27 protein-coding genes are annotated in these 25,041 nt (G+C 71.9%); 18 read left to right on the top strand and 9 right to left on the bottom strand.

What is annotated here, in order from left to right; all coding sequences use genetic code 11:
* The first annotated feature begins 9 nt into the window (after nt 1-9).
* The 10 genes from SXIN_RS30585 to SXIN_RS30540 are packed head-to-tail and all read left to right on the top strand — an operon-like array spanning nt 10 to nt 9,740.
* The gene (locus tag SXIN_RS30585; RefSeq protein ID WP_019712066.1) at nt 10-708 is read left to right on the top strand and encodes an SAF domain-containing protein; all 699 of its coding nucleotides are present in this window, start codon (nt 10-12) and stop codon (nt 706-708) included.
* Entirely contained in the window at nt 708-1,532 is an 825-nt protein-coding gene (locus SXIN_RS30580; protein WP_019712065.1) for a CpaE/TadZ family protein, read from the top strand. Before SXIN_RS30585 ends, SXIN_RS30580 begins: the two co-directional genes overlap by 1 nt.
* Entirely contained in the window at nt 1,522-3,045 is a 1,524-nt protein-coding gene (locus tag SXIN_RS30575) for a TadA family conjugal transfer-associated ATPase (protein ID WP_039824710.1), read from the top strand. Before SXIN_RS30580 ends, SXIN_RS30575 begins: the two co-directional genes overlap by 11 nt.
* Nucleotides 3,042-3,956, top strand: coding sequence for a type II secretion system F family protein (locus SXIN_RS30570; RefSeq protein ID WP_019712063.1), 915 nt, complete (start codon nt 3,042-3,044; stop codon nt 3,954-3,956). Before SXIN_RS30575 ends, SXIN_RS30570 begins: the two co-directional genes overlap by 4 nt.
* Complete coding sequence (locus tag SXIN_RS30565; protein WP_019712062.1) at nt 3,953-4,843, top strand: type II secretion system F family protein; 891 nt, start codon at nt 3,953-3,955, stop codon at nt 4,841-4,843. The genes SXIN_RS30570 and SXIN_RS30565 overlap by 4 nt, the downstream gene beginning before the upstream one ends.
* 29 nt (nt 4,844-4,872) lie before the next feature.
* Nucleotides 4,873-5,097 carry a hypothetical protein gene (locus tag SXIN_RS30560; RefSeq protein ID WP_019712061.1) on the top strand — a complete coding sequence of 75 codons (225 nt, stop codon included), beginning with the start codon at nt 4,873-4,875 and terminating at the stop codon, nt 5,095-5,097.
* Nucleotides 5,097-5,510, top strand: a complete 414-nt coding sequence (locus tag SXIN_RS30555; RefSeq protein WP_272951826.1) for a TadE family protein — start codon at nt 5,097-5,099, stop codon at nt 5,508-5,510. The genes SXIN_RS30560 and SXIN_RS30555 overlap by 1 nt, the downstream gene beginning before the upstream one ends.
* A gap of 2 nt (nt 5,511-5,512) precedes the next feature.
* Nucleotides 5,513-5,956 carry a TadE/TadG family type IV pilus assembly protein gene (locus tag SXIN_RS30550; protein ID WP_039824707.1) on the top strand — a complete coding sequence of 148 codons (444 nt, stop codon included), beginning with the start codon at nt 5,513-5,515 and terminating at the stop codon, nt 5,954-5,956.
* Nucleotides 5,957-5,967: 11 nt separating this feature from the next.
* Nucleotides 5,968-6,402, top strand: coding sequence for a TadE/TadG family type IV pilus assembly protein (locus SXIN_RS30545; RefSeq protein WP_095758272.1), 435 nt, complete (start codon nt 5,968-5,970; stop codon nt 6,400-6,402).
* Nucleotides 6,402-9,740, top strand: coding sequence for a LysM peptidoglycan-binding domain-containing protein (locus SXIN_RS30540; RefSeq protein WP_019712057.1), 3,339 nt, complete (start codon nt 6,402-6,404; stop codon nt 9,738-9,740). The genes SXIN_RS30545 and SXIN_RS30540 overlap by 1 nt, the downstream gene beginning before the upstream one ends.
* Nucleotides 9,741-9,864: 124 nt before the next feature.
* Here SXIN_RS30540 and SXIN_RS30535 read toward each other — a convergent pair whose 3' ends face one another.
* Nucleotides 9,865-10,212, bottom strand: coding sequence for a hypothetical protein (locus SXIN_RS30535; RefSeq protein WP_019712056.1), 348 nt, complete (start codon nt 10,210-10,212; stop codon nt 9,865-9,867).
* A 426-nt stretch (nt 10,213-10,638) separates the two neighbouring features.
* Between SXIN_RS30535 and SXIN_RS30530 the strand changes: the two genes are divergently transcribed.
* On the top strand, nt 10,639-10,839 hold the full coding sequence (locus SXIN_RS30530; RefSeq protein WP_019712054.1) for a hypothetical protein: 201 nt from the start codon (nt 10,639-10,641) through the stop codon (nt 10,837-10,839).
* Nucleotides 10,840-10,860: 21 nt separating this feature from the next.
* Here the strand turns inward: SXIN_RS30530 and SXIN_RS30525 are convergent, their stop codons facing one another.
* Both SXIN_RS30525 and SXIN_RS30515 read right to left on the bottom strand, forming a co-directional pair.
* A complete protein-coding gene (locus SXIN_RS30525; protein WP_019712053.1) occupies nt 10,861-11,355 on the bottom strand; it encodes a hypothetical protein in 495 nt (164 codons plus the stop codon).
* A gap of 300 nt (nt 11,356-11,655) precedes the next feature.
* Complete coding sequence (locus SXIN_RS30515; RefSeq protein ID WP_238153903.1) at nt 11,656-14,778, bottom strand: hypothetical protein; 3,123 nt, start codon at nt 14,776-14,778, stop codon at nt 11,656-11,658.
* A 120-nt stretch (nt 14,779-14,898) separates the two neighbouring features.
* Here SXIN_RS30515 and SXIN_RS32645 point away from each other — a divergent pair, with 120 nt between their 5' ends.
* The 6 genes from SXIN_RS32645 (at nt 14,899) to SXIN_RS30490 (ending at nt 17,637) form a co-directional block, all read left to right on the top strand.
* Nucleotides 14,899-15,099: a hypothetical protein gene (locus SXIN_RS32645; RefSeq protein ID WP_019712051.1), complete on the top strand. Its 201-nt coding sequence runs from the start codon at nt 14,899-14,901 to the stop codon at nt 15,097-15,099.
* A 280-nt stretch (nt 15,100-15,379) separates the two neighbouring features.
* Nucleotides 15,380-15,817 carry a hypothetical protein gene (locus tag SXIN_RS30510; protein WP_019712050.1) on the top strand — a complete coding sequence of 146 codons (438 nt, stop codon included), beginning with the start codon at nt 15,380-15,382 and terminating at the stop codon, nt 15,815-15,817.
* A 166-nt stretch (nt 15,818-15,983) separates the two neighbouring features.
* Nucleotides 15,984-16,253: a hypothetical protein gene (locus tag SXIN_RS30505; RefSeq protein ID WP_019712049.1), complete on the top strand. Its 270-nt coding sequence runs from the start codon at nt 15,984-15,986 to the stop codon at nt 16,251-16,253.
* A 66-nt stretch (nt 16,254-16,319) separates the two neighbouring features.
* Nucleotides 16,320-16,925 (top strand): hypothetical protein, encoded by a 606-nt coding sequence (locus SXIN_RS30500; protein ID WP_019712048.1) that lies wholly within the window; start codon nt 16,320-16,322, stop codon nt 16,923-16,925.
* Between the two features lie 159 nt (nt 16,926-17,084).
* Nucleotides 17,085-17,276, top strand: coding sequence for a hypothetical protein (locus tag SXIN_RS30495; RefSeq protein ID WP_019712047.1), 192 nt, complete (start codon nt 17,085-17,087; stop codon nt 17,274-17,276).
* Nucleotides 17,277-17,493: 217 nt separating this feature from the next.
* Nucleotides 17,494-17,637 (top strand): hypothetical protein, encoded by a 144-nt coding sequence (locus SXIN_RS30490; RefSeq protein WP_227963027.1) that lies wholly within the window; start codon nt 17,494-17,496, stop codon nt 17,635-17,637.
* 174 nt (nt 17,638-17,811) lie between these two features.
* On the opposite strand, the gene SXIN_RS30485 is transcribed toward SXIN_RS30490, so the two are convergent.
* The 6 genes from SXIN_RS30485 to SXIN_RS30460 form a co-directional block, all read right to left on the bottom strand.
* Nucleotides 17,812-18,054 carry a type II toxin-antitoxin system RelE family toxin gene (locus tag SXIN_RS30485; protein ID WP_019712045.1) on the bottom strand — a complete coding sequence of 81 codons (243 nt, stop codon included), beginning with the start codon at nt 18,052-18,054 and terminating at the stop codon, nt 17,812-17,814.
* 115 nt (nt 18,055-18,169) lie between these two features.
* Nucleotides 18,170-18,454, bottom strand: coding sequence for a hypothetical protein (locus tag SXIN_RS30480; protein WP_019712044.1), 285 nt, complete (start codon nt 18,452-18,454; stop codon nt 18,170-18,172).
* A gap of 242 nt (nt 18,455-18,696) precedes the next feature.
* Nucleotides 18,697-19,548, bottom strand: coding sequence for an ATP phosphoribosyltransferase (gene hisG, locus SXIN_RS30475; RefSeq protein WP_019712043.1), 852 nt, complete (start codon nt 19,546-19,548; stop codon nt 18,697-18,699).
* A gap of 36 nt (nt 19,549-19,584) precedes the next feature.
* Nucleotides 19,585-20,349: a hypothetical protein gene (locus SXIN_RS30470; RefSeq protein ID WP_019712042.1), complete on the bottom strand. Its 765-nt coding sequence runs from the start codon at nt 20,347-20,349 to the stop codon at nt 19,585-19,587.
* Complete coding sequence (locus SXIN_RS30465; protein WP_019712041.1) at nt 20,346-21,977, bottom strand: carbamoyltransferase C-terminal domain-containing protein; 1,632 nt, start codon at nt 21,975-21,977, stop codon at nt 20,346-20,348. Before SXIN_RS30465 ends, SXIN_RS30470 begins: the two co-directional genes overlap by 4 nt.
* Nucleotides 21,974-23,341, bottom strand: a complete 1,368-nt coding sequence (locus tag SXIN_RS30460) for a glycosyltransferase family 4 protein (protein WP_019712040.1) — start codon at nt 23,339-23,341, stop codon at nt 21,974-21,976. The genes SXIN_RS30465 and SXIN_RS30460 overlap by 4 nt, the downstream gene beginning before the upstream one ends.
* 236 nt (nt 23,342-23,577) lie before the next feature.
* On the opposite strand from SXIN_RS30460, the gene SXIN_RS30455 reads away from it, so the two are divergent.
* Complete coding sequence (locus SXIN_RS30455; RefSeq protein ID WP_238153902.1) at nt 23,578-24,969, top strand: NsdA family TPR-like regulatory protein; 1,392 nt, start codon at nt 23,578-23,580, stop codon at nt 24,967-24,969.
* The last annotated feature ends 72 nt before the right edge of the window (nt 24,970-25,041 follow it).

Genomic DNA, 25,041 nt, shown 5'->3' with positions numbered 1-25,041 from the left:
GACGAGAAGTTGAGCAAGACCGAGCAGCGGACGGCGAACCCCGGACCAGGGGAGACGGTACCCCCGCAGTTCACCGCCGGCGGCCCCGTGGCGCCGCCGCAGGTCTCCAGCCGCCGCCGCAGGCCCGGGATGATCGCCTTGTCGCTGGCGCTGATCGCCGCGGGCGGCGCCGCCGGCGCGGTGCTGTGGCTGGAGAGCGGGCAGCGCACACAGGTCGTCACCGTGGTACGCCCGGTGCCGGTCGGCCAGCAGATCACCGAGCGGGACCTGGGGCGGGCGGCGATCGCCTTGGATCCCGCGGTCAAGGCGGTCACCTCCGCGGAAAGCGTGATCGGCAAGCGGGCGGCAGTGGAGCTCACCCCCGGATCGCTGCTGTCGCCGGCCGAGGTCACTGATACGTCGCTGGTCGCCGATGGGGAGGCCCTGGTCCCGATCGGCCTCAAGCCCGAGCAGGTGCCGGCCACGGATCTCGCACCCGGGCAGCCGGTGCAGATCGTGCAGGTGCCCGGCCCCGATCAGGAACCGGAGGAATCGACCGCCCAGCCGTCGACCATCGCCGCGAAGGTCGTGAAGGTCGGCGAGCCGTCCCCCGGCACCGGCACGGTCGTGGTGGACGTGGCGGCGCCCGCCACCGACGCTCCGGCGCTGGCTGCCTGGGCTTCGAGTGGCAACGTGCGGCTGATCGTCGACTCCCGGGACGGCTCCTGATGCCGGTGATCGCCCTGGCGGGCTGCACGGGCGCTCCAGGGGTGACCACGACCGCCCTGGCGCTGCTGATGACCTGGCCTCTGCAGCCGGGCCGGCGTGTGGTGATGGCCGAATGTGACCCGGACGGCGGTGCGGTCCTGCACGGCATCCTGCACGGCGCCCTCGGCGACACCTACGGGATGAAGAACCTTTCCCTGGCGGCCCGCAAGGGGGAGCTGACGGAGGCGTTCTGGCGGCAGCTGATCGACATGACCGACGGGGAAGGCGTGCAGGACCCGCCCCGGGACCGGCTGGTGTTGCCCGGATTCACCGACCCGGCCCAGGCCGCCGGGATGGCTCCGGCCTGGGAGGCGCTCGCGGACCTGTTCACCGGCATAGAGCGGCACCCGGACTACCCGCACGACGTGGTCATCGACTTGGGGCGGCGGGGCGCGTTCGGTGCCTCCGCGGTGCTGGCCCAGCGCGCGGACGCCGTAGCCGTGGTCGCCCGTTCCACGCTGCGCGGCCTGCAGTCGGCGCAGGCCCGCGTGACGGCGCTGGAACAGCAGGTCGGCGGCGTGGGGCTGCTGCTCATCGAGGAAGGCCCCTACCGCACCTCGGAGGTGGAGAAGGTGTTGAAGGCTCCGGTGGTCGCCCGGCTGCCGCACCGGCCGGAGCTGGCCCGGGTGCTCTCCGACGGGGCCGCTCAGCCCCGGCGGTTCACCCAGTCGGACCTGATGCGGTCGGCCAGGGGTGCCGTCGGCCCGCTGCTGCAGCGCGCCGCGCTGCGCCGGGCGCGGCTGGACCCGCGGCGCGGCCGCGGGGAGGTGACCGGTGCGCGGTAGGCCCTTGCACCCCAACCCCGTGGTCCCGGGCGCCGTCGGCAGTCTCTCTCCCCGGCAGCACGACCCCCGCACGGCGGTGACGGGAAACGGGAACGGTCAGGCCGGCGCGGCCGGGCTGGGCGTCCTCGGTGCCGCGGTGCCGCAGGTGACGGTGGACCACCAGGTGGCCCGCCACATCAAGACCCAGGTGGGCAAGCAGCTGGCACAGGCCCGCAAGGCCAACCCGGCGATGAGCCCTGCCAGCCAGGAGCAGCAGGCCCGCAGGTGGATCAACGATGCCGTCGCCGTGTGGTCGGACGCGGTCGCCGCCGAGCGGGGGGTGAGCCCATCTGCGGCCGAGGACGCGGCGCTGGCCCGCACGGTGTTCGATCTGCTGTTCCGCGCCGGCCGGCTTCAGCCGCACCTGGACAACCCGCGGGTGGAGAACATCTTCATCAACGGGCACGAGGAGGTGTGGCTGGACTTCGGCGGCGGGCGGCGGGAGCGGGCTGAGCCGGTCGCCGATTCCGAGGAGGAGCTCCTGGCGCTGCTGGAGGACCTGGCGCGAAATTCAGGGCAGAGCGAGCGGTCCCTGTCCACCGCGCGGCCCATGCTGGCGCTGCGGCTTCCCGACGGGTCGCGGCTGCAGGCCTTCACGGGGGTGAGCCCGAAGACGTATGTGACGATCCGCCGGCACCGGGTGTGGGACGTCGACCTGGACGGGCTGGTGAAACTCGGCACGCTGGACACGACGCTGGCCCAGTTCCTGCGGGCGTGTATCCGTGCGGAGAAGAACGTGATGATCGCCGGGGAGCAGGCGGCGGGCAAGACGTCGCTGCTGCGGGCCCTGCTGAAGGAGTTCGACCCCGACGAGCGGTTCGCCACGGTGGAGACCGAGTTCGAGCTGTTCGCACACACCAACAGCTACCACCGGCAGGTCATCGCCTTGGAGGGGCGGGAGTCCAACGGCGAGCGCGGGCCGGACGGCCGAGGGGTCGGTGAGATCACGCTGCTGGACCTGCTGCACCCGGCGCTGCGGATGTCGCTGTCCCGGGTGGTCGTCGGCGAGGTGCGCGGCCCGGAGGTCGTGGCGATGATGCAGGCGCTGACCAGCGGCAAGGGCGGCAATCTGTGCACCCTGCACGCCCGCCGCCCTCAGGTGGTCTTCGACCGGATCGCCGAGCTGTACGCGCTGGCCGACGGCAACCTCTCCGAGCAGTTGGCCTACCGGCAGATCGCGAACGGTCTGGACTTCATCGTCTACGTCTCCCTGATCGACGAGACGAAGACCGGCGGGCAGCGGCACCGGTTCGTCTCCCACGTACTGGAGGTGACCGGGATGGGGGAGAACGGCCGGCCCGCCACCAACGAGATCTTCGCTCCCGCCCCGGAGCAGGGTGAGCCGCGCGCGGTGCCGCGGATGCACCCGGCGTGTAGTGAGGACCTGCGTCGTGCCGGGTTCTCCCCGCACCTGCTGGATCAGCCGTACGGGGCGTGGGATCAGACGTTGGCGCTGAAGGTGGGGTCCTTGTGACGTGGTTGCTGGCCGCCGTGTGCGGCATGGCGGTCTCCGGCGGTGTCCTCGGCCTGGTGCTCGGCCTGCGCGGAACCAGTGCCCCTCCGCGCCCGGGGATGCTGTCCCGCTGGCGGGCCCGGGCCGGGCGGGGCGGCAGCTCCGCCCAGCGGGCCCGGCGGCAGGGGCGGCTGCTGGCCGGGGGTGTGGCGGCGGCCGTGGTGTGGCTGGTGACCGGGGTGTTCGTGGGTGCCGTCCTGGCCGGGCTCGCCGTGGTCGGGGTGCCCTGGCTGCTGTCACCGACGAAGTCGGCGTCGGCACGGATCGGGCAGCTGGAGGCGCTGGCGGAATGGACCCAGCGTCTGGCGGGCTTCCTGCGGCTGGGCATGGGCCTGGAACAGGCAATGATCAACAGCCGGAAGGGCGCCCCGGCCGAGCTGGAGGAGCCGATCGGGGACCTGGCCGACCGGCTCCAGGTCGGCTGGCGACCGGACGATGCCCTGCGGGAACTCGGCAACCAGCTCGGTGACGTGACCGCGGACAAGGTCGTCGCGGCGCTGATCCTCTCCGCGTCCGACCGCGGCCCGGGCCTGGCCCAGGTCCTGGAAGACCTCGCGGAGTCGGTGCGGGAGGAGGTGGCCAAGCGGCGGCACATCGAGGCCGACCGGGCCAAGCCGCGGACGACGGTGCGGTGGATGACGATCATCACCATCGGGGTGGTGGCGGCCGGGTTCCTCGTCCCCGGCTACACCGCCCCCTACGGCACACTGCTGGGCCAGCTCGTGCTGGCGCTGCTGTGCGCCGGCTTCGTCGGGGTCCTGGCATGGATGCGGAGCCTGGCCGACTACCGGCCGATCCCCCGCTTCCTCGTGGACGATCCGCGCAGCCGGGTCCGGGCCCCCGCGCCGCCCGAAACGGCGGAGGCGCGATGAGCAGCACACCGCTGGTGGTGGCCGGCGCTGCCGTGGGCGCCGGGATCGCCGTGCTGGCCCGGGAGTTGCTGCGCCCCCAGCCCGCGTTGGCCGCGGCACTGCGCCGGACCCCGGCGGGCTCGGACCAGAGGGCGGTGCGGCCGGAGCCGCGGGACAGAGACCAGGTGTGGGGCCAGTGGCTGCTGCAGCACCTCGGCGACGTGCCCGGCGTGCGGATCCCGCGGAAGGACCTGGCGCTGCTGGGGCAGAGCCCGGAGAGGTTTCTGCTGATCAAGACCGCGCTGGCCGGACTGGGGCTGCTGGCGCCGGCCGTGGTGTTCATCCCGTGGACACTGCTGGGGATCGGGGTGCCGTTCTACATCCCGGCCGCGGCCTCGCTGGGGGTGGCCGCCTTGCTGTGGGTCACCCCGAATCTGGCGGTGAGGGACCAGGCACGGCGGGCGCGGGAGGAGTTCGCGCACGCCATCGCCGCCTATTTGGATCTGGTCGCGCTGAAGCGGGCCGGGAACTCCGGGCCGACCGAAGCGCTGGAACGGGCCGCCGCCGTGGGCCGCGGATGGGCGTTCCTGCGCCTGCAGCAGGCCCTGCTGCAGGCCCGGGTGGACAAGACCCCGCCGTGGCAGGCGCTGGACGACCTCACGCGCGAGCTCGATCTGCCGGTGCTGGAGGACGTCGCCGAGATCATGCGGGAGTCCGCGCAGGACGGCGCCGCCGTCTACAGCACCCTGCAGGCCCGCTCCAGGACGCTGCGCACCGAGCTGCTGGCCGCTCAGGCCGCGGAGGCCAATGCGGACAGCGAGAAGATGACCGCCCCCGGTGCGCTGCTGGCGGTGCTGGTCATGCTGCTGATCGCTTTCCCGGCTGTGATCCGCATCCTCACCACCTGACCACCACCCCTACGGGAGGGAATACCGTCATGAACCGCATCACCGCTTTTCTCCACGCCCTGGCCGCGCTGCTGGTGTCGGTGCCGGCCCGGCTGCGTACGCGGCTGGAGGTGGCCAGCGCCCAGCCGGATCGCGGTGACATCAGCATCACCACGGTGATCATCTGGGTCGCGGCCACGGCCGGTGCTCTGGCCATCGCCGGCACCATCGCGGCGGTCGTCGCCCGGTACAACGGCCAGCTGTCTGGCATCTGATGGCCTCTTGGAGCCGCTTGCGACGCAGGTGCCGGGGTGACCGGGGCGATGCGAGCGTGCAGATGGCGATCGTGTTCCCGTTCGTCATCATCGTCACGGTCGCCGTGGTGCAGGCCTCCCAGTGGTACTTCGCCCGGGAGATCGCCCTGACCGCCGCCCGGGAAGGGCTGGCCGCGGCCCGCACCTACGGGGCCGGGCCCGGTGACGGGGCGGCCCGGGCCCGGTCGGTGCTGAACCGCATCGCCGGGGACAGCCTCCGGGGCGCGGCGGTGTCCACGGCCGGCAGCGACGGGCAGCGCATCCGGATCCAGGTCTCCGGGCGGGCCCCCTCCATGCTGCCGGGCATTGCCGACCTGACCATCACCCAGTCCGCGTCCGGCCCGGTGGAGCGCTGGACCAACCCGGAGGGTTGACCGTGAGGCACATCAGGAGCCGTTTGCGGGAGGACCGGGGCAGTGAGGCCATCCAGGCCGCGATCGTCACCCCCCTGCTGATCATGTTCCTGTGTTCGGCCGTGGCGGCCGGGCGCATCGTCATGGCGGGGACGAAAGCCGACGCGGCGGCCGAGGACGCGGCGCGGGAGGCTTCCCTCTCCCGGAGCGCCGGCGCAGCGCAGAGCGCCGCCCGCGCGGCCGCGGAGGAGTCCCTGGCCGGCCAGGGGGTGGACTGCGCGGACATCGGTATCCGGGTGGACACCAGCGGGCTGACCGTGCCCGTCGGCACGGTCGGCACGGTCACGGTCACCGTCCGGTGCACCGTGGGGCTGTCCGACCTGCTGCTGCCGGGGGTGCCCGGCTCCCGGACGCTGGAGTCCTCCTTCACCAGCGTGGTGGACCAGTACCGGCAGCGGGAGAACTGACCATGCGCTACATGACCCGCGCCGCACGGTCCGATGAGGGAGGCGTCGCGATTTTCGTGGCCATCTGCGTCGTGGCCCTCTTGGCCATCATCGGCCTGGTCGTCGACGGCGGCGGGAAACTCCGCGCCATGGAACGGGCCGATGCCGTCGCCACCGAAGCCGCCCGCGCCGGCGGTCAGGCCATCGACCCCGGGCAGGCCATCCCCGGCGACGCGATCGTCGCCGACCCGGCCGCCGCCCGGGCCGCCGCCCAGAACTATCTGCGCCGGGCCGGCGTGTCCGGCCGTGTCACCGTCTCCGGCAACGGCAAGAACCTGACGGTGACCACCCGCACCAGCTACGCCACCCGGTTCCTGACCGTGGTGGGGATCGGCTCCCTGCCGGTCTCCGGCCACGGCCAGGCATCGCTCCTGCACGGGGTGGCCGTTCCCCAGGAAGGCCCCTGATGACACCTCACCCACGCTCTCCGGCGCGCCCGCGCGGGCCGCGATCACTGCCCACTGTCCTGCGCGGCCTGGGCAGCCTGCTGCTGCTCCTGGCCGCGGTCGGCGGTCTGCCGATACTCCTGGCGTGGGCGACACCGGTGCTGTGGCGCAGCAGCGAGGGCCAGTTGGTGCATCTGCTGGACCGGCAGGACACCGGTGGGCTGTTCCTGCTGGTGCTGCTGGCCGTCGCCTGGGGGAGCTGGGCCCACTTCGTCTTCTGTGTCGCCGCCGAGATCCCCGCCCAGCTCCGGGGCCGCACCCGGGCCCCGGGGGGCTGGGCTCTCAACCGCCGTGCGGCCGCCACCCTGGTGGGCGGCATCCTGATGCTGCTGCCGGCCGGCACCGCGCTGGCCACACCAGCCCCCGCAGCCGCGGCCGCCGAGCCGCACTCCCCCGCCGCCGACCCTCCCCAGCCGGAAGACCAGCAAGAGCGGCAGAACAGGGTGCGGGAGGCGGAACCTCAGCAGCGTCTCTACACCGTGCGGGAGATGCGCCCGGCCGAGTCATTGTGGTCGATCGCCGAGCGGGAGCTGGGCGACGGTGAGCGGTGGGTGGAGATCGCGGACGCCAACGCGGGGCGCACCATGCCCGACGGCGCGCTCTTCAGCGCGGATGAGTTCCTCCAGCCCGGCTGGGTCCTGCACCTGCCCGACAGCGGGCCGGCCCCGCAGGGCGGCCGCACGGCGGAGAGTGTGACGGTGCGGCCGGGCGACAGTCTCTCCGGGATCGCCGAGCGCGAGCTGGGCGATGCCAGCCGGTGGCCGCAGATCTTCGAGGAGAACCGAGGTGAACCGCAGCCCGGCGGCAAGGTGTTCACCGACCCGGACCGCATCTATCCCGGCCAAGAGCTCGACCTCCCCGCATCGGCGAAACCCGGCGGCCCGGGCCAACACGACCGGCCACCACGCCGCGACGACGGCTCCCCGCCACAGGACGTCCCCTCCGGTCCGCCCGCTCCCGAGGCCCCTCCCTCGGCGGAGGGCACCGGTGAGGATGGAAGCAAGGACGGCGGCGGGGCAGAGGCCGGCGCCGAGACCACACCGCAGGGGCCGGGGCAGCCGCGCGACGGGGCCGGCCCCGAGGTCGGCGGCGGCCAGGAAAGCCGCCGCCCCGCTCCGCCGGACCCGCAGGAGTCCCGGGGCGCGCCGGAAGCGGACCGGCCGGACGACAGTGCCGACGAGGGCGGGATCAGCGGCCGGGTCCTGGGCGGCATCGGGGTACTCCTGGCCTCGGTCCTGGTCGCCGGGATCGCCCTGAAACGGATCCTGCAGCAGCGCCGCCGCAAGCCGGGCGAGACGATCGCCATGCCGGCCGAGACCAGCCGCCTGGAGCAGGCGCTGACCACCAGCGCCGACCAGGCCACCACCGAGTTCCTGGACCGGGCCCTGCGGACGCTGGCCCACCACGTCGTTGCCGACGGCGCAGAGGAGCTGCCCGGGCTGCGCGGGGCCCGGGTCACCGCGGCGACGGTGGAGATCCTGCCCGAGGACCTGACCGCTGCGCCGCTGCCCCCGTTCGGGCCGGGCGAGGACGGCTGGTGGACCCTCACCGACCGCGAGCGGCTGCTGCCGGCGGAGGAGGCCCGCGACGTCGCGGCGCCGTATCCGGGTCTGGTGACCGTGGGCAGCGGCGAGGACGGCAGCCTGTACCTGGTGAATCTGCCCCAGGCCGGCGCCGTTCTCCTGGAGGGGCCCGAGGAGGCGGTCCAGGAGGTGTGCACGGCGGTGGTGCTGGAGGCGGGCATGAGCCCGTGGGCGGACCAGGCGGAGATCCTCGTCACCGGCTGCGGGGCCGAGCTGCCCCGGCTGCTGCCCGCCGCCCGGGTCCGGCATGTGCCCTCCCTCGGCGCCGCCGTACGGGATCTGGGTGAGCGGATGCTCGAGGCTCACCAGGAGCAGGATCCCGGCGGTGTGCTGCCGTGGATGCTGATCTGCGCCACCCGCGCCGAGGCTGACGAGGCCTGGCAGTTGGCGGAAGCGCTGGAGGCCGCCCGCTCGCTGCCGGTCGCGGTGGTCCTGCCCGCCCGCGAGACGGCTTCGCTGCTGCGCGCCGCGGAGGTCCTCCGCGCGGATGCCCGGGAGGCGCAGCACGTTCAGGTCCTCGGGGCCCGGGTGCAGTTGCAGCGGGTGGAGGCCGACGTTTACCGGCAGTTGGTCGCCACCCTCGCGGTCGCCGAGGAACCGGCCCGGCCGGCCACCGGCGACTGGCAGCATGTCCCCAGCGAGCCCGCCCGGACGGCGACGCCCTCCTCTCCCTCCTCCCGTCCGGCGCCCGACCCCGGCCGGGAGGGCAGCGGGGAGGGCGGTGGCCTGCAGGGAGATGCCGCGCCCGCGCTGCTGGCCGCCGTCCAGGACCCGTCCGCACTCCGGTTGCTGCCCGCCCCTGCGGCGCCGGGCGATGACCAGGCCCAGTCGGCGGCCGACCCCGGTGATACGCCGGGAACGCCCGGCGCTTCGGGAGCCGTTCCCGGCCGTGAGGACGCCGCCGCGGCCGCGAGGGAGGGCTCCGGTGCGGACAAGCCCGCCGCGGAGCCGGTGGATCTGCACTCCCCGGAGATCCGGGTGCTGGGGCCGCTGGAGGTCCCCGGCTTGGGCACCACCGGCCACGGCCCGCGGCTCGCGGCCCTGGCCGCGCTGCTGTACTTCCGCCCGGGGCGGGACGCCGGCGCGGTGTGTGAGGCGATGGACCCGGTCAATCCCTGGTCCACCTCGACTCTCACCTCCCGCATGCACGGGCTGCGGTCCCGGCTCGGCACCGACCCCCAGGGTCTCCCGTACGTGCCCCGACGCTCCAGCGGCAGCGACCCGTACCGGCTGCACCCGGCCGTACGGTGCGACTGGGACGCATTCCGCCGGCTCGCCTCCCGGGGACTGAAAGCCGGCCCGGCCGGGCTCCCCCATCTGGAGAACGCCCTGGCGCTGGTGCGGGGCCGTCCTTTCGGCAGCCGCCCCCCGGCCTGGGCCGCCCCCCTGCAGCAGGAGATGATTTCGCGGATCGTCGACGTTGCGCACACCGTGGCGCTCTACCGGCGGGCTCCCGGCCCGGACCAGGACCTGGACGCCGCCCGGCGCGCTCTGGCCGTGGGTATCGAGTGCGAGGAGACCGCTGAGGTGCTCTACCGCGGCTGGATGCTCGTGGAGCACGCGGCTGGCAGCCGCAGCGGACTGCACACGGCTATCACCCGTCTCCAGCAGGTCATGCGGCACTACGACCTTGACCTGGAGCCGGAGACCGAGGAGCTGATCGCCGAACTCCTTGCAGATCAGCCGCGCCCTGTACGCAGGGCCGGAAACAGCTGAACCCGCCGGGGCGAGGGGAAGGCCCCGGCGGGCGGCTTGAGCGGTGCGGCGGCTGGCCGCTGCGGAGAGTTGGAACGGCTGTCGGCGTTTCAGATGGCGTCCGTTGCCCGCGGTGCGGGCGGGGTCAGTACCGGCCCTTTCCGGTGCGGTCGGCGTAGATCCAGCCCTTCCGCTTGAGCGGGTCCATGCCGTAATACCAGAGGTTGCCGTACTGGTTCCTCGCGCTGCAGTAGGCCTTGAAGTGGTCGCCGAAGTACAGCTGGTAGCGCTTCTTGTACATCGTTCCCGGTCCGGAGCGGACGGTGGCATCGGCGAGGTTGTTGACGGTCCGCCAGTGGTTGGTGACGTTCTTCGTGCAGCGCTCGCTGCCCACGGCGTGAGCGACGGGCGCCGTGGCGAGCGTGCCACCGAGCAGTAGCGCGCCGGCGGTCGCCACGACGCCGGTTCCGCGCGCCAGTGCAGTGATCTTCATGCAGTCCCCTTGTAGAGACCGGGACGGGTATCCCGGATGCCGGTTCGCCGGTCCCAGGGGTGGGTCCGGCAGGTCGGCATCAGCTCACCGGCGGGCCCTGACCGGTTCGGTGACCACGGCAGGCTGACCACCATCACATCGGCGTCACGATCCGCAGACGTCGGCACTCTGACCGCCGAACCGACTGGCCGCGCTGGCCCGGTACGGGCTGGGCCCGAAGGCGGCGAGCCTGGAGCGCGCGGCCCGCAGGGTGGACAAGGAGACCCTGGAGAACATGGCCTGGCTCCTGGGGGAGATCCTCACCGACTGGTTGCAGCGCGCCGCTGAGGCTGTTGCCGCCGACCGCGCCAAGGGACACGGGACGCCCACCACCGCCGACGTCACGCGAGTTTTGACCCGGGTCGTGTCTCCTTCAAGGACGAACTGGTGCGCGATAGCCCGCTGGCACCCTTCTCCCGTGTCTACAAGGAACTGCGGCTGCCCGTGGGACCGGGCGGTAAGGGCCGCTACGGGTGGGCCGACGTGGTGGTCTGGATTCCGAGCGGGCCGAACTTCGTGATCGAGATCGACTCCGTGCCGAAGCCGGCCTCCGCCGAGAAGCTTGTCTTCGCCACAGGGTGTGTGTGAGGCGGGCGCCGCCGGGCGTTGCTACGGGGTGCCGTCGATGCCCGACGCCGTGGCGTTCGGCGTGCCGACCTTCCGACGGTAGCGGCCCTGCGCGGCCTGCTCGGACTCCACACCGAGAGCGGCGGCGATCTGCTTGAACGTCAGCAGCGGCTTGCCCGTGCGGGTACTGGCCGTACGAGCGCCCAGCAGCAGAGCGGCCTCCAAGCCCTCCAAGTCGTCGCGGGCGACTTGGAGCAGCGCGAGCGCGGCGGCTACGTCGTCCGCACGGTCTTCGGGCACCTCGGTAATGCCCGCGGTCTCCCTCCAACGCGGATCGCATGCGAACACGCGCTGTGCCTGGTGAGCGTGAACCGCATGCAGGAGTGCGGTGATCGATGCGTGCGGGGCACGCTCACGGATCTGCGGGAGGTCATCGGCATAGTCGGCGGAAAGCCGGGCGAGCAGCTGGGCTTGGTCCTCATCCATCACGTAGGGGACTGGCCGGATCGGGCGCAGGGGCTTGTCGGTGTTCGTCATGTCCCCAGGCTCCCTACACAGCACCACGCTGACAACGCCACACTGTTAGCGCGATGATGCATCCAGGAGCGCGCAGGGCGCGCAGATCAACACCCGGGTGAAGGTCCGGCCCGAGCTGGAGAAGGCGTTCGTGCTGGCCCACCAGTTCAAGGAGGCCGCCCCGAGACGCCCGTCATCCTCACCGTGCGCGCTCAAGCGCCTCGCACGCAGCGCACGCGCCGCCGACGTTCTGGACTTCTTCCCTGTTCAAACGGTTCCTGTAAGGCAAGTCGCCGCGCGAAGTACTTTCTGGGAGCTTAGTTACTGCCAGGGAAGGGTAGGCGTGCCGTCCGGATCCAGCCCGTTCGGCCACAGGCCTTCAAGGGTTGCCCCGTCACTTGGGGCAAACGAAAGGATGAAGGTGTGGCCAGCGTCTATGGCTTGCCGGGCGAAAAGCTCCGCACTCTCCCGATCCCCCGCCCCCTCCCGCATCCGCGCCAAGGCGGCCAGAGCGGAGAAGTCACCGACATCAGCCGCCTGCCGGGCGAGGATCTCAGCCCTCTCCCGGTCCCCCGCCTCCTCACACTTCCGCGCCAAGTCGGCCAGAGCGTAGGAGGAACCAGCGCTGGCCGCCTGCCGGGCAAGAAGCTCCGCACTCTCCCGATCCCCCGCCCCCTCCCGCATCCGCGCCAAGGCGGCCACGGCGGAGAAGTCACCGACATCAGCCGCCTGCCGGGCGAGGATCTCAGCCCTCTCCCGGTCCCCCGCCTCCTCACACTTCCGCGCCAAGTCGGCCAGAGCGTAGGAGGAACCAGCGCTGGCCGCCTGCCGGGCAAGAAGCTCAGCACCCTCCCGATCCCCCGCCCCCTCACACATCTGCACCAAGGTAGCCAGGGTGAAGGAGGAACTAGCGCCAGCCTGCCGGGCGAGAAGCTCCGCACCCTCCCGATCCCCCGCCCCCTCCCGCATCCGCGCCAAGTCGGCCAGAGCGAAGGAGGAACCAGCGCTGGCCGCCTGCCGGGCAAGAAGCTCCGCACCCTCCCGATCTCCCGACCTTTCTCGTATCCGCGCCAGGATGGCCAGGGCGGAGAGGTCGTCGGCGTCGGCCGCCTGCCGGGCTAGAAGCTCCGCACCCTCCCGATCCCCCGCCTTCTCCCGCATCCGCACCAAGGTGCCCAGGGCGGAGAGATCGCCGGCGTCAGCCGCCTGCCGGGCGAGAGCCTCCGCACCCTCCCGATCCCCTGCCACCTCCCGCATGCGCGCCAAGGTGCCCAGGGTGAAGGGGAAGCCGGCGTCGGCCGCCTGCCGGGCGAGAGCCTCCGCACCCTCCCGATCCCCCGCCTTCTCCCGCATCCGCACCAAGACGGCCAGGCTGGAGGGGTCGCCGGCGTCGGCCGCCTGCCGGGCTAGAAGCTCCGCACCCTCCCGATCCCCCGCCTTCTCCCGCATCCGCACCAAGACGGCCAGGCTGGAGGGGTCGCCGGCGTCGGCCGCCTGCCGGGCTAGAAGCTCCGCACCCTCCCGATCCTCCGCACCCTCCCGCATCCGCACCAAGTCGGCCAGAGCGAAGGTGTCGCCGGCGTCCGCCGCCTGCCGGGCCAGATGTTCAGCACCCTCCCGGTCCCCCACCTCCTCCCGCATCCGCGCCAGGTGGGTAAAAGCGGAGGTGTAGCCGGCGTCGGCCGCCCGCCTGTAGAGGGTCTCGGCGCTCTCGATGGCTCCGGCCTCATGTCGCTGCCACGCCAAGTCGGCCAGGACGGAGGGGTCCCCGGCGCTGGCCGCCTGCCGGGCAAGAAGCTCAGCACCCTCCCGGTCCCCCGCCTTCTCCCGCATCCGCGCCAAGTCGGCCAGGGCGGAAGGGTCGCCGACGTCGGCCGCCTGCCGGGCAAGAAGCTCAGCACCCTCCCGGTCCCCCGCCTTCTCCCGCATCCGCGCCAAGTCGGCCAGGGCGATGGGGGACCCAGCAACGGCGGCTTGGTGGCGCAGGTGGTGGGCCCACTGCAGCCGGTGCCGTGCGTGGGCCTCGGCAGCGAGCTTGTACAAGTCGTCGGGGTGGGTGAGGTGGGTATGGGCGGCGTGCCAGTAGGAGGCGGGGGGACACAGCCGCCTGCGGGTGACGCGGCCGTGCTGCTCGAGGTAGTCGGCCAGTCGGAACACCGCCCCCGGCCCCGAAGATCGCGTGTCGGGTTGGGTCGGTCCGCTTGGAGGCCGGCGCGCGGGCCGCCTTGCGGGTCGCAGGGGGGCCTGCTTGCCATGGACGGGGCGGGCCAGGTCGGCGAAGGCCGCTTCCGCCCAGTCCTCGGGCAGCTCGGCGAGGTCGTGGTCGGTCAGGTAGTCGGTCGCGGCGTCGATCAGGAATTCCTGGGGGAGGTGCAGGCCGACCCCCAAGCGGCGGGCGTCCATTGCCGCCTCCAGTAGTGCCTTGGCCGCTGGCGTGCTGGGCTGCTGGTAGCGGCGCAGCAGCTCTGGTACACCGGCCAGGTCCTGGGCCAGGCGTCCATCGGTGCGGGCGCGGGTGAGGGCGTCGGCCAGTAGGACATCACCGCCCGCGGCCAGGTCGGCCGCAGCGCGCAGCGCCTGCTGGTCGAAGGTGTCGGGGACGGGAACGGTACGTGCGGCCAGCAGCTCCCGTACCCGGCTGTGTGGATCCGGAGCGCTGGGTGCGGGCAGGGCTGTGTAGCGGTCGGCGTACTCGGGCCACAGCGTGCCCAGGATCAGGAGCGGTCCGCGTCCGGGTGTGGTGAGCAGGGCGTGCACGGCGGCGGCGATTTCCTCACCGCATGCAGGGTCGCCGAGGTAATGCTGGGCCTCGTTGAGCCACACCACCGTGCGCGGCTGTACGCGGTGCAGGTCGGCCAGCGCGGCCTGGGCCCGGGTGGGGTCGAAGGGGTGCCACAACCGCCATCCGGCGTTGGCCAGCGGCTGGATGGCTTCCCAGCAGGCCCGTGTCTTGCCGGTGGAGGATGTGCCGACCAGCACCACCATCCGGGTACGGCCCCGCGCGGCGTCCTCCACTGCGTGGGCCAGCACTTGGTCGTGCTCGCGGGGAACGTAGCCGGGCAGCGGCCGTCCCGCCCTCGTGCCAGGCTGAGGCCCTCCCGGGCCGGTGCCAGCAGGGTGGACCTCCAGATCGTGCGGGTCCCATCCGGTAATCGGTCTGCCCAGTACCTGGTCCTCGGGCCTGGAGCCGTCCTCCCCGGCGGCCATCCGCCGCAACTCCAGCAACTCCCCTTCCGACAGGCTCAACGCGCGGGCCAGGGCCGCCACTGTCTGGTCCGACGGTGCGGAAGCGCCGCTTTGGAAGGCTTGCTGCACGGTCGTGCGCCCCAGCTCCGCCCGGGCAGCCAGCTGAGTCTTGGTCAGCCGAGCGCGGGCCAGCCCGTCGGCCAACCGCATGCGGAATTCGGTGAGCGCCGCATCGCGCTCAGTCTGCCCATCCAGCACGTGCCCGCCCCGACCTTGGTGTGTTCGCAAGTGTTCATCTTTGCCTGGTCGGACCACGGCGCACAGCGATTCCGGGACCTTCGACAACGTCAACGCCTCGCCGTCTTCCTGGAGTCTGCCGTGTCCGGTCTCGCTCTCATTCTGCTCACCGCCGCCGTTGTGATGATTCTGGCGCTGCTGGCCGCCGCCGGCGCGGGCAAACTCGCCCGCCTGGACGGCGCCACCTACCCAGCCGCCCTCACCCGCGCCGCCGCCGCCTTCATCGCAGTGCTCACCCTCGCGGCCACCTGCACCGCCGCCCTTGCCGGCCTCCTGGCATAAGCCAGTAGTGGAGCAGTTCACCGGCACAGATCGCCAACGAACGCTCAGACAAAGCCTGAGACCTCCGCCCGACACTGCACCCATGGCATAAATGCCCAGGTCAGACGGGGGTTCACCTCCGACGAATATCCACTATTATTGATTCCGCTCAAGTTCGTAGGGCAAGGGCGGGCGGGTGACGTCTGCCCTGCTGATCGCCTCTGCGTGCTCTTCTCTCCCTCTGCCGCTCCCCGCCGGGACGTACCCCGGCGTCCTCCGCACCCACCGAAGGAGGTTCCCCGTGTCCGTCCTGCCCCGTGCCATTCCCGAGGAGTTCACCGAGGAACTCCGCTCCGCCCTGGCATCCGCCGGCGTCACCTTCGACGGCAGCACGAAGCCCGGAAGCGCAATCACGCACACCGTCACGCACCAGGGCCTCACCTGGGAGCTGCGCTACACCCTTCAGATGGGCGGAGAGCCCGTATGGAAGCTGACCGGCCCAGGCCCCGACTACGAGTGGGGTCCGGCCGCCTCCACCGCCGAAGCCGTCGCCGCCATCACCGCACCTGTGCGAGACCCCGAGCCGGTCGACCAGTTCCCCGATGCATCGCGCACCCACCTCGGCGTAGACGTCCCCCAGGTGATCCGCGCGCGATGGCGCTCGGAAATGGCCGAGGGATGGCGTCTGGGCGTCCGGTGCGCCGTGGGGGAACTCCCCGATACCCGTCCCCGGAGCTGACACCGCACGGCAGGTCTGTCCTGAACCCGGTTCCGAGCCGGGAGGTCGCCCAACCCACGCCCTTCGCCGTCCCGGCAGCTCCGACCCCCCTCACCTGGTGCCCGGCCGTCACTTTGCCCGCGGGCCGCCCCATCCCTGGGGCAGCACGCGACGGAAAGGAGACCCAATGTTCCTGGTCGTCCCCGACCTCACTCACGGACTGGTCGCCGCTCCCGAGTCCTCTCTCGATCTCACGCAGGACACCGAGAAGACCCTCACCGACCAGGGGTTCACCTGGAATCGCGAGATCGAGGCGTACATCCGCCAGACCGACAGCGGCCCCGATGCCGTGGACCGAACCGCCGACGCACTGCGCGACCTGGGCCACTACGTCTTCTCCTCCCACAGTCCGCCGTCCACCGACGGACGAGCGCGCCCAGGACCAGCCAGCAACTGATGCCGAACGGCACCCCGCCGTCCTCGCGTAGCCCTCACGTCTCCCACGAGTTGAAGGACGTCCCAAATGCGCGCAATCCCCCAACGCTGCGCCCGACAGCCACTCGCGGGCGGCCTGGTGGTGCCGTGGGTATCCCTGACCCACGGTGACCACGCGGTCTTCGGCAGCCTCGACGCCAACCGTGCCCGAACGGCCTTCCTGAAGCGCCTCTGCCAGATCTGTGGCCAACCGCTGGACGAACGGTGCTTCCTGATCGTTCGCCCGGTCGACGTGGCCGAAGGAGCCTCACCCGAACCGGCACTGCATCCGGAGTGCCTGCCCTACACCGCCGCGCACTGCCCCATGCTGAACGGCACGGCCACGCACTACCGGCACAGCCCCGTCCTGGCCGGCAACCCCGCAGGGAGGCCCTGCACCGACCCGTCCTGCCCCTGCCCGTCCCGCTCCCCCGACGCGGGGCACGCCGCCCGCAGCGGCAGCCCTGCCGACCGGTACGAGGCTTGGATGATCGCTGTCTCGCACTACCGGCTCGTCCCCCACCAGAACGCGTCCGACCTCCCGGTTGGCATCAGCCTGGACGTGCCCATCCTGCGCAAGCGCACCCTGCGTGAGGCTGTCCTGCCCGCCGACCACGCCGCCCTGCTGCGCACCCTCCTGGACCTGGAGCTTTAGCCCCTGGCCTGTCTCTGGCACATCAGCCTCCGCCTTCTCAGCGAGTTCTGAGCCTTCATGCCGAAGCCGCCCTGATCACAGGACCAGACTCCCGCGCGCACATCCGGCGGGGCATGCCGCGGACCGGACGTCCCCGCCCTCACCGAGAAAGACACCATCGTGATCATTCCCGACCCGAAGACGCCCGTAGGAAGAGCCGTCATCGCACTGCGTCAGGAGCTGACCGAGCTGGAGGAACGAAAGGACGGGTGGCCCGGCGCGGACGTCGTCGACATCCTCGGCACGTGGCTCGCGCTCTTCGACTTCGGAGGCAGCCTGCCGAGGGAGTTCACGGACGAGGAGGTGCAGTGATGGCTTCTCCGGCTCGGCTGGACCCGCCCGAGAGAGGGAAGAGATAGCTCGGCCTTCCTGCTCTCCACCCCTTTCCCGGGTGCGCGGGTAGTAGTCCGCCCAATGGGCGCGGAGTGACTCATTAGGCCTCGGCGCCGTTGTGCCGGGCATGGCGGAGATGATCACAGCGGGTGACGCGGCGGGCCTGTGGGTTCTGGCTGGGGAAAAGGAGCCACGCTTGCCTCTGCTTTCGCTGGGGGAGGCCAGGGCGGTGGTGCAGCTGCTGGAACTCCTTGGCTCCTGCGGTGGTGAAGAGTCGGAGGTGGCCTACGAACTCGCCGGAGCGCTCGCCCGCCGCCTGCCGGCCCCCGCCGAGTCGTAGCCACAGCGATCGATCCCCCCGCCGGCGAAGCCGGTGGTTCCCTCGGGCGGCCTTGAGCCCGGGACAGACGGGCGGCGCCGAGCCCCTACTGCTCCCGGCGGGGCTGGGACGACGGCGCGCAGACGCGCCGATTTCCCCGGCCCGGAGCGGCCCTTAACCAGTGGGCTGGCGTTGTCATCCGAGATGGCCGACCTGCAGCACCGTGATCGTCTTGAGGGTGTGGCCGACGAGGAGGACGACTTGGGCGTGCTCGGTGACCACCGTCCGCATGACGTCGTCGGCTTCCCCGTAGGAGCGGGTCGTGCCGAGAGGGTCGTAGCAGGCGTCGGCCAGAGCCAGGGTGAGCTCTTCGCTGACGTGTGGCGGTAGCGAGTCGAAGACGACCTCGGCCGACGGATCGAACTTGAGGCGGTACAAGGGCCTCCCCCTCGGACCTGGACGCAATGCGCCCTACGGATCAACGTCTGTAGGCCCCCGCGCACCCGAGGAACAGCGTAGCGGTTCGGCGACCCTGTGTGATCCGGTTGACCGATCAGGCAGCGCCCCGGGCAGCCCGGATGCGCCCCGCCTCCGCCAGGACCCGGTCGGTCGCGTCTGACCACTCCCCCGGCGGTTCCTCGCCCCGCTCATCGAACGCGGCCAGCTCACGGCCGCGTTCGATGGCGGCGGTGATGTCCTTCGCTGTGCGCTCCCAGCGGGCGAAGGTCTGCAGCAGTTCGTGGGCTGGCGCCCGGTTGATTTCCGTGAGGAACCGCTTGGCCAGTTCTGGATCATCGAGAGCGTCGCGGATGCGTTCGATGGTCCACGGCTCACTCATGACCGCTCCCCGGGCCGGTGACATTTTCTCGCTTCCGAGACCACTCTAGCGACGGCGCAGCGGGAGTGATATCACTCCCGGGATCGCAGGCCGGTTCGCGTGCGGTCGGCGTGCGGAAGCCCTCAGCTCGTGCGGGGTTGGAGGGTCTGCGGCGTCGGGCACGGCTGTGTGCGGGGTTCGGCCCCGGAGGTTGCGCCACGGGGGAGGGCGGTCTCCGGGGCCGGGAACGGTTCCGGTCTGGTTCAGACTCGGCAGGCGTGGATGCGGGTGGTCAGGATGGCGCGGGCGCCGACGGTCTCCAGTTTGTCCATGATGTGCTGAGCCTGGTCGGCCGGGACCATGGCGCGGACGGCCGCCCAGCCCTGCTTGTGGAGCGGGGAGACGGTCGGTGACTCCAGGCCGGGCGTGAGAGCCACGGCTGCCTCCACGTCTTCCATGCGGATGTCGTAGTCCATCATCACGTAGGAGCGGGCAACCTGGACGCTTTGCAGGCGGCGCAGGAACCTCTGGACGGCCTCGTTGGTGGTGTCCGCTCCGGCAGGGCGGATGACGATGGCTTCGGATTCCATCAGCGGTTCGCCGATGACCACCAGGCCCAGGTGGGCCAGTGTCGTTCCGGTTTCGACGACGTCGGCGATCACCTGGGCGACGCCGAGCCGCAGCGAGGTCTCCACCGCGCCGTCGAGACGGACGATATTCCCGGCGTGGACGCCTTGGTCGGCCAGGTGCTTGGCCACCACGCCGGGGTAGGAGGTGGCGATCGTCATCCCAGCCAGGTCGTGCACCGATTCGGCGGTCCCGGGGGTGCCGGCGAAGTGGAAGGTGGAGCGGGCGAAGCCCAGTTGCAGGACTTCTTCAGCCGCCGCGGCGGAGTCCAGCAGGAGGTCGCGGCCGGTGATGCCGATGTCGAGCTGGCCGGAGCCGACGTAGACGGCGATGTCGCGGGGGCGCAGGTAGAAGAACTCGACGTCGTTCTGCTCGTCGACGACGACGAGCTCTTTGGAGTCACTTCGCTGGCGGTATCCGGCTTCATGGAGCATCGCGCCCGCTGGTCCGGAAAGGGAACCTTTGTTGGGCAGAGCGATGCGCAGCATGAGAATCCTTCATGATCGCTTTTGGTGAGTGGGTCGTTACCTATGGTGCCAGAGGCGGGGTGGTGCTGTGGCCGCCTCGTGCGTCCCGCCGCAGGGTTCGCCTGTTTCGGCGCTCGCCTGGAAGAGGATGTCGAAGCCGGCTGGGGTCAGGTAGCGGGCGTAGACGGGGTCGGTGGTGAGTTGGTCGCAGGTACGGCCGCGGAAGGCGGCGTCGAGGAACATCAGGCGTCGCAGCACCATGGCGTGGATGGGGCGGCGGGTGAGGTCCAGGTGCCGGCCGGGGGCCAGGGCCCGCAGCGCATGGGTATTGATGAGCTGGTTGGTGTCGAGCAGCCGCAGTTGCCCTGCGGTGTCCAGGGCCAGGTTGCGGAACCGGTTGTCGATGATGTCCGGCAGCAGGGTTTCCTCGGTCGGCGCCCGGTCCAGCAGGGTCCGGGTGATCGCGACGAACTGGTTGAGCTGGGCAAGCGTGGCGGGGGTGAGGTCGTTGGCGCGCAGGAGGTGCAGTGGCCGGGAGGTGTCGACCTCTACCCACTGCTTGACCAGCACTGCGTGGGCCAGGGGGGCATGCGGGTTGTCGGTGAACAGGCGCTGGCGGGGGATGAGGCGGGGCAGGGCGGAGTACGCCTGCTGGAGGTAGGCATACTCCGTTTCGATCCTCTCGACGGTGAGTGGTGTGTCGGGCCGGAAGAGTTGGATGCAGTACCGGCTGCCGCCGCGGCGGAAGACTTCGCTGTGTTCACCGTCGCCGATCTTGGCGTAGCCAGCGGGCGGGCGGAGATGCGGTGGCGTGGCTGTCATGCCGCGGCCGCCGTCTGCTCGCGTTTGATCAGCAGCAGCGCGTGGTCGGTTACGAGGGCGTCCGCGCCGAGCCGCCGTGCACACCTCAAGGCCTGCTCGGTGGTTTCCACCAGCGGTTCGCCAGGTCCGTTGAGGCTGGTGTTCAGCAGTACCGGCGGGTGGCCGCGCTGGACCAGAGCGTCCAGAACGGTGGCCACGAAGTCCTCCTGTCCCCTGTCCAGACGCTGCGGGCGGGTCGTGCCGTCGGCGTGTGCCACTGCAGGCACTGCGGCGGCACCTTTCGCCGTGAGGCGGGTGGCGCCGATCATGTACCGCTCCAGGTGCCCGGCCGGCTCCCACAGGCCGGGGTCGGCGTGGGTGACCGGCCCGAAGGGGCGCCACGGCTCACGGCGTTTGAGGCTGTTCATCCGCTGCCGCATTCCGGCGGTGACCGGGGAGGCCAGGAAGGATCGGTGGCACAGCGCGCGGGGGCCGGCCTCGCTGCGGCCCCGGCACACGCCGACGATGCGGCCATCGGCCAGCAGGTCCGCCACGCGGTCGGGGTCCAGCTCGTGCGTGGTGGCGCTGTCGGTGCCGGCGGGGAGCGGGCCGGGCCAGCCGCCGGTGTAGGCGTGGAAGACGGTTGGCTCGCGGGGGGCTGCGAGGGACCAGGCGGCGCCGAGCGCCACCCCAGCGTCGTGCGGGACCGGCGGCACGTACAGAGGGCCGGGCAGGCGGCCGTTGGCCGCGCAGTTCAGGCCGACTCCCCCGGCGATGCACAGGTGCGTGATGCCGGTCATCGTCCGGGCCTGGCCGGCCATCCAGCTCATCACGGTCTCGACGGTGGCCTGCGCGGCCGCGGCGACCTTCACTGCGTTCGGATCGGTGTCCAGCTTCCCGATGGGCTGGGCCGGGCCGGCGGCGCCGGCGAAGCGGCGGATGCGTTTGCGCCAGCGGTCCTTGGTCGCGTCGTAGTCCTGGCTGGTGTCAGTGCCCAGGGTGGAGACCAGTCCGTCCCAGCCGATGGTCAGCCACCCGGGATCCGGCATGTCCTGGCCGCCGCCGTAGGCGGCCAGGCCCATCGTCTTCCCGGCGCCCCGCCGGCCCAGTCCCAGCCAGTGGCTGGCCGCCTCGTACAGGTGGCCGAGGCTGAAGACCTGTGGCCAGCGGTCCAGCCGCACCAGTGGCTCGCCGCGGCGGGCCCGGTAGATGGAGATGCACTCGTCCTCACCGTTGCCGTCGACCACCAGGACGGCCGCCTGGTGGTACGGGCTGGCGTGGAAGGCTGAGGCGGCGTGCGCCTGGTGGTGCGGGACGAACTGCAGGTCCGGCAGTCGCCGCTCGTAGAAGCCGAGCTGGCTGAGCAAGTGGCGGGGGCTGTCGTAGTGCCAGTGGGTGCCGTGGCGGTCGCTCATGCGCGGTTCGTCCCAGCCCACGGCCACGGCATCGACGTCGGCCGCCTTGATCCCGGCGGTTTCCAGGCACCGGTCAACCGCCAGCGCCGGGGCCTTCACCCCGGGCGAGTGGCGGACCCGGTTCAGCCGCTCCTCCTCGATGAACGCCAGCACTCTGCCGTGCCCGTCGACCAGGCAGGCGGCGGGGTCGTGGAAGACGCCGAACCCTGCGTTGACTCCCAGGATGTAGGTCATCGTGCACCGGCCTCTTGCACTGCCGCGGCCGGCGAGGCGGTGCCCGCGCTGATCGCCGCCACATAGCCGTCGATCATGGCTTCCAGGGTGAACCGCTCGGCTGACGCCCGGCCCGCGGCCGCGATGCGGGCGTGCAGAGCGTCGTCGGTCAGCAGCCGTTGCAGGGCCGCCGCGATGGCGTCCGGGGCGGCAGGCGGAACCAGCAGCCCGGAGGCCTGGTCCCTGATGTACTCCAGCGGTCCGCCGTGTCCGGTGGCGATGACCGGCACCCCGGCCAGCATCGCCTCGATGTTGGCGTACCCGAACGGCTCCGGCTCCCGCGACGCGAGCACTGCGGCGTGCGCCGCGGTGTAGCAGGAGGCGACCTCCTCACGGCTGAGCTCGTCGAGCAGGACGACTTTTCCGGTCAGGTCGAGCTCGCTGATCAGCCGGGTCAGGTGGTCCTCGTAGTCCGGGGACCGGGTATCCAGCAGTCCCGCGCCGTTGAACACCACCACGGTGTCGGCCAGCAGGCCGCGCTGATCGAGCCGGGCGGCGGCCCGGATAACGTCCTCGTGGCCCTTCCAGGACACCCGGCGGGCCGAGACCAGCACGACGCGGTGCCCGGCGGGCAGCTGGTTGCGCTCCCGGACTCGCGCGAAGACCTTCGCACTCCGGGCCTGCCGCAGCCGGTCCTCGAAGTCGCCGACATCCAGGCCGTTGACGATCGTGGTCACCAGGTCGCCGGGAACTCCGGCGTCGACCGCTTCCCGCCGGACCGATTCCGAGACGGCGATCAGCTGCAGCCGGATGGCCGTGCGCCGGGCCCGCCGGGCCAGGTAGCCCAAGCGCCGCCCGGCACCCGCCGCGTCGTGCAGCACACCGGTGACGCTCAGCCCGTCCGGCGGTCCGTCCAGCAGGCCGAGCTCCTCGGCTTTCAGGACACTGACCAGAGGGTTGATGTTCTGCAGGAGCAGGTGGGGGATCCCTGCGGCAGCGAGAGCGTGCGCGTACTGCCCGGCAAGGGAGGCCCACACCGGGTTGTCCTGGTGGTCGATCTCGTCTTCGTAGTAGCGCCTCACCCGCGAGGCGCTCTTGGCGCCGCGCGGATCGCGCAGGTATTGCGGGAACCGGGTGGCGACCGTCCGCAGGTCAACCGTCAGGCCCTCGGGGGTGAGCAGGCCGCCTACCCGCCGCGCTGTGACCGCGCCGGTCTGGGTGACAGCGACTGTGATGTTCGGGTGCCGGCGGGCGAGGCCGCGCAGCAGCTGGTGGGTGTGCGTGACCAGACCCGTCTCCCGGACAGGCTTGGGCTGCCCGCAGTCCACCAGGGTGCCCCTCACGTCATAGGTACAGATGTGCAGGGCGTCAGGGAATGACCCCATGTCTCCTCCTGCGGTGTGTCCGGCCGGACGCGGCGGCACAGCGTGCGCCTCGCTCACGAGTTCGTCACGGCCGTGGTGGTGGCGATCGCCCTCTACGCTGCCGACCTGACAGGCCCTCGGGTAGGGCCGGAGGTGTTGCTGTGTGCTGCGCCTGCGAGCAACACGGAGCAACGCCCGGGCCGCTCCCGTCGTGACCGTCGGCCCACTACAGTGCCGCTCACCGTACGTGCCCGGTCATGCGCACAGCGGAGGCGTTGATGGAACTCGACCCCCACCGGAAAGACGCCGGCACGACCCGCGGCTACCTGCTGGCCCGAGCCCGCCACGCACGCGGCTGGAACCAGTCGGAACTGGCCCGCCACCTGCGCGCGCACAGCCGCAAACGCGGCCGTCCGCTGCATACCCGCCGCGACGGCGTGTGGTACTGGGAACACGACCGGACCCCGGATCTGCCCACCCAGCGGCTCATTGCCGACCTGCTTGGTATTCCACCGGGCGCCGTGGATGCGCGACCATGGCCGGAGTGGCTGTCCGAGGACCCCGCCCAACGGCCAACTCCCCGGCCGTGGACGCTGCTCGGCGCCTCCCAGTCCCTGACCGAACTCGCAAGGGGTAGCGCCATGGACGTCACACGCAGGGAGCTCGTCCTGATCGCCGGGGGAACACTGACCGCCTCGCTGCTGGCCTGGCTGACGGCCGACCCGGTGGCCGCCGGCCAACTCACCACCGGCCGCCGCATCGGCGAAGCCGCGGTGGCAAAGATCGAGGACCGGGCCCAAATGCTGCGGCGGATGGACGATGAGGACGGCGGCGGCACCGTCCTGGCCGAAGCCTCCAGCGCCCTCGCCCTGGTCCACGGCCTGATCCGCGACCGCTCCTACACCGACGCGCACGGCGCCCGCCTGTACGCCGCCGCCTCCGACCTCGCCCGCCAGCGCGCCGCCGCCCTGTTCGACGTGAAAGGCGAGTGCGCCGACGGCACCTTCGACACCGCTCTACGGGCCGCGCGTGTCGCCGGAGACAACGCGCTCGGGGCCAATGCCCTCAGCTTCTGGAGCGTCAGCGCCTACAACACCGGCCGCCTGCACGACGCCGAGGACATGGCCAACACCGCCCTGGCCTCAATCCGCGGCACGACCACCCCGCGCGTCCAGGCCCTCTTCCTCACCCGGCGCGGGCGCGCCCGCGCCCACCTGGGCGACACCCGCTGCTGGACGGACTTCGACCGCGCCGAAGCGCTCCTGACCCAAGCCGACGGCCACACCGACCCCGACTGGTCCTACTGGTTCAACCAGGCCGAGATCCTCGGCGCCCGCGCCTCCAGCCACCGCGACATGAACCAGCCCGGCCCCGCCGAAGCCGCCTTCGCCCAGGCCCACGCCCTATTCGCCCCCACGTCCGTACGCACCCACGCCCTTTACCTATCCCGTCAGGCCGACGCGCAGTTCGCCCAGGGCCAGATCGAGCGGGCGTGCGCGACCGCCGACGCCGCGCTGGACCTGACCGAGACCATCAGCTCCCACCGCACCGTCGCGCCGTTGCTCAACCTGGCCGAACGCCTTGCTCCCTACCCTGTGCCGGACGCCCGGGACTTCCGCGAGCGGGCCCGCACCACACTGGCAGCGTGACCCCAGCCCGGCGAAGGCGGGTCGGCTCAGCTGATGGCGCTCCGGCCGGGAGCCGCCGTCAGCCCCGGTCGG

The organism is Streptomyces xinghaiensis S187, assembly GCF_000220705.2.
GTDB classification, from domain to species: domain Bacteria; phylum Actinomycetota; class Actinomycetes; order Streptomycetales; family Streptomycetaceae; genus Streptomyces; species Streptomyces xinghaiensis.
The sequence above is the reverse complement of the archived record's forward strand: the minus strand, read 5'-3'. Positions and strand labels throughout refer to the sequence as shown.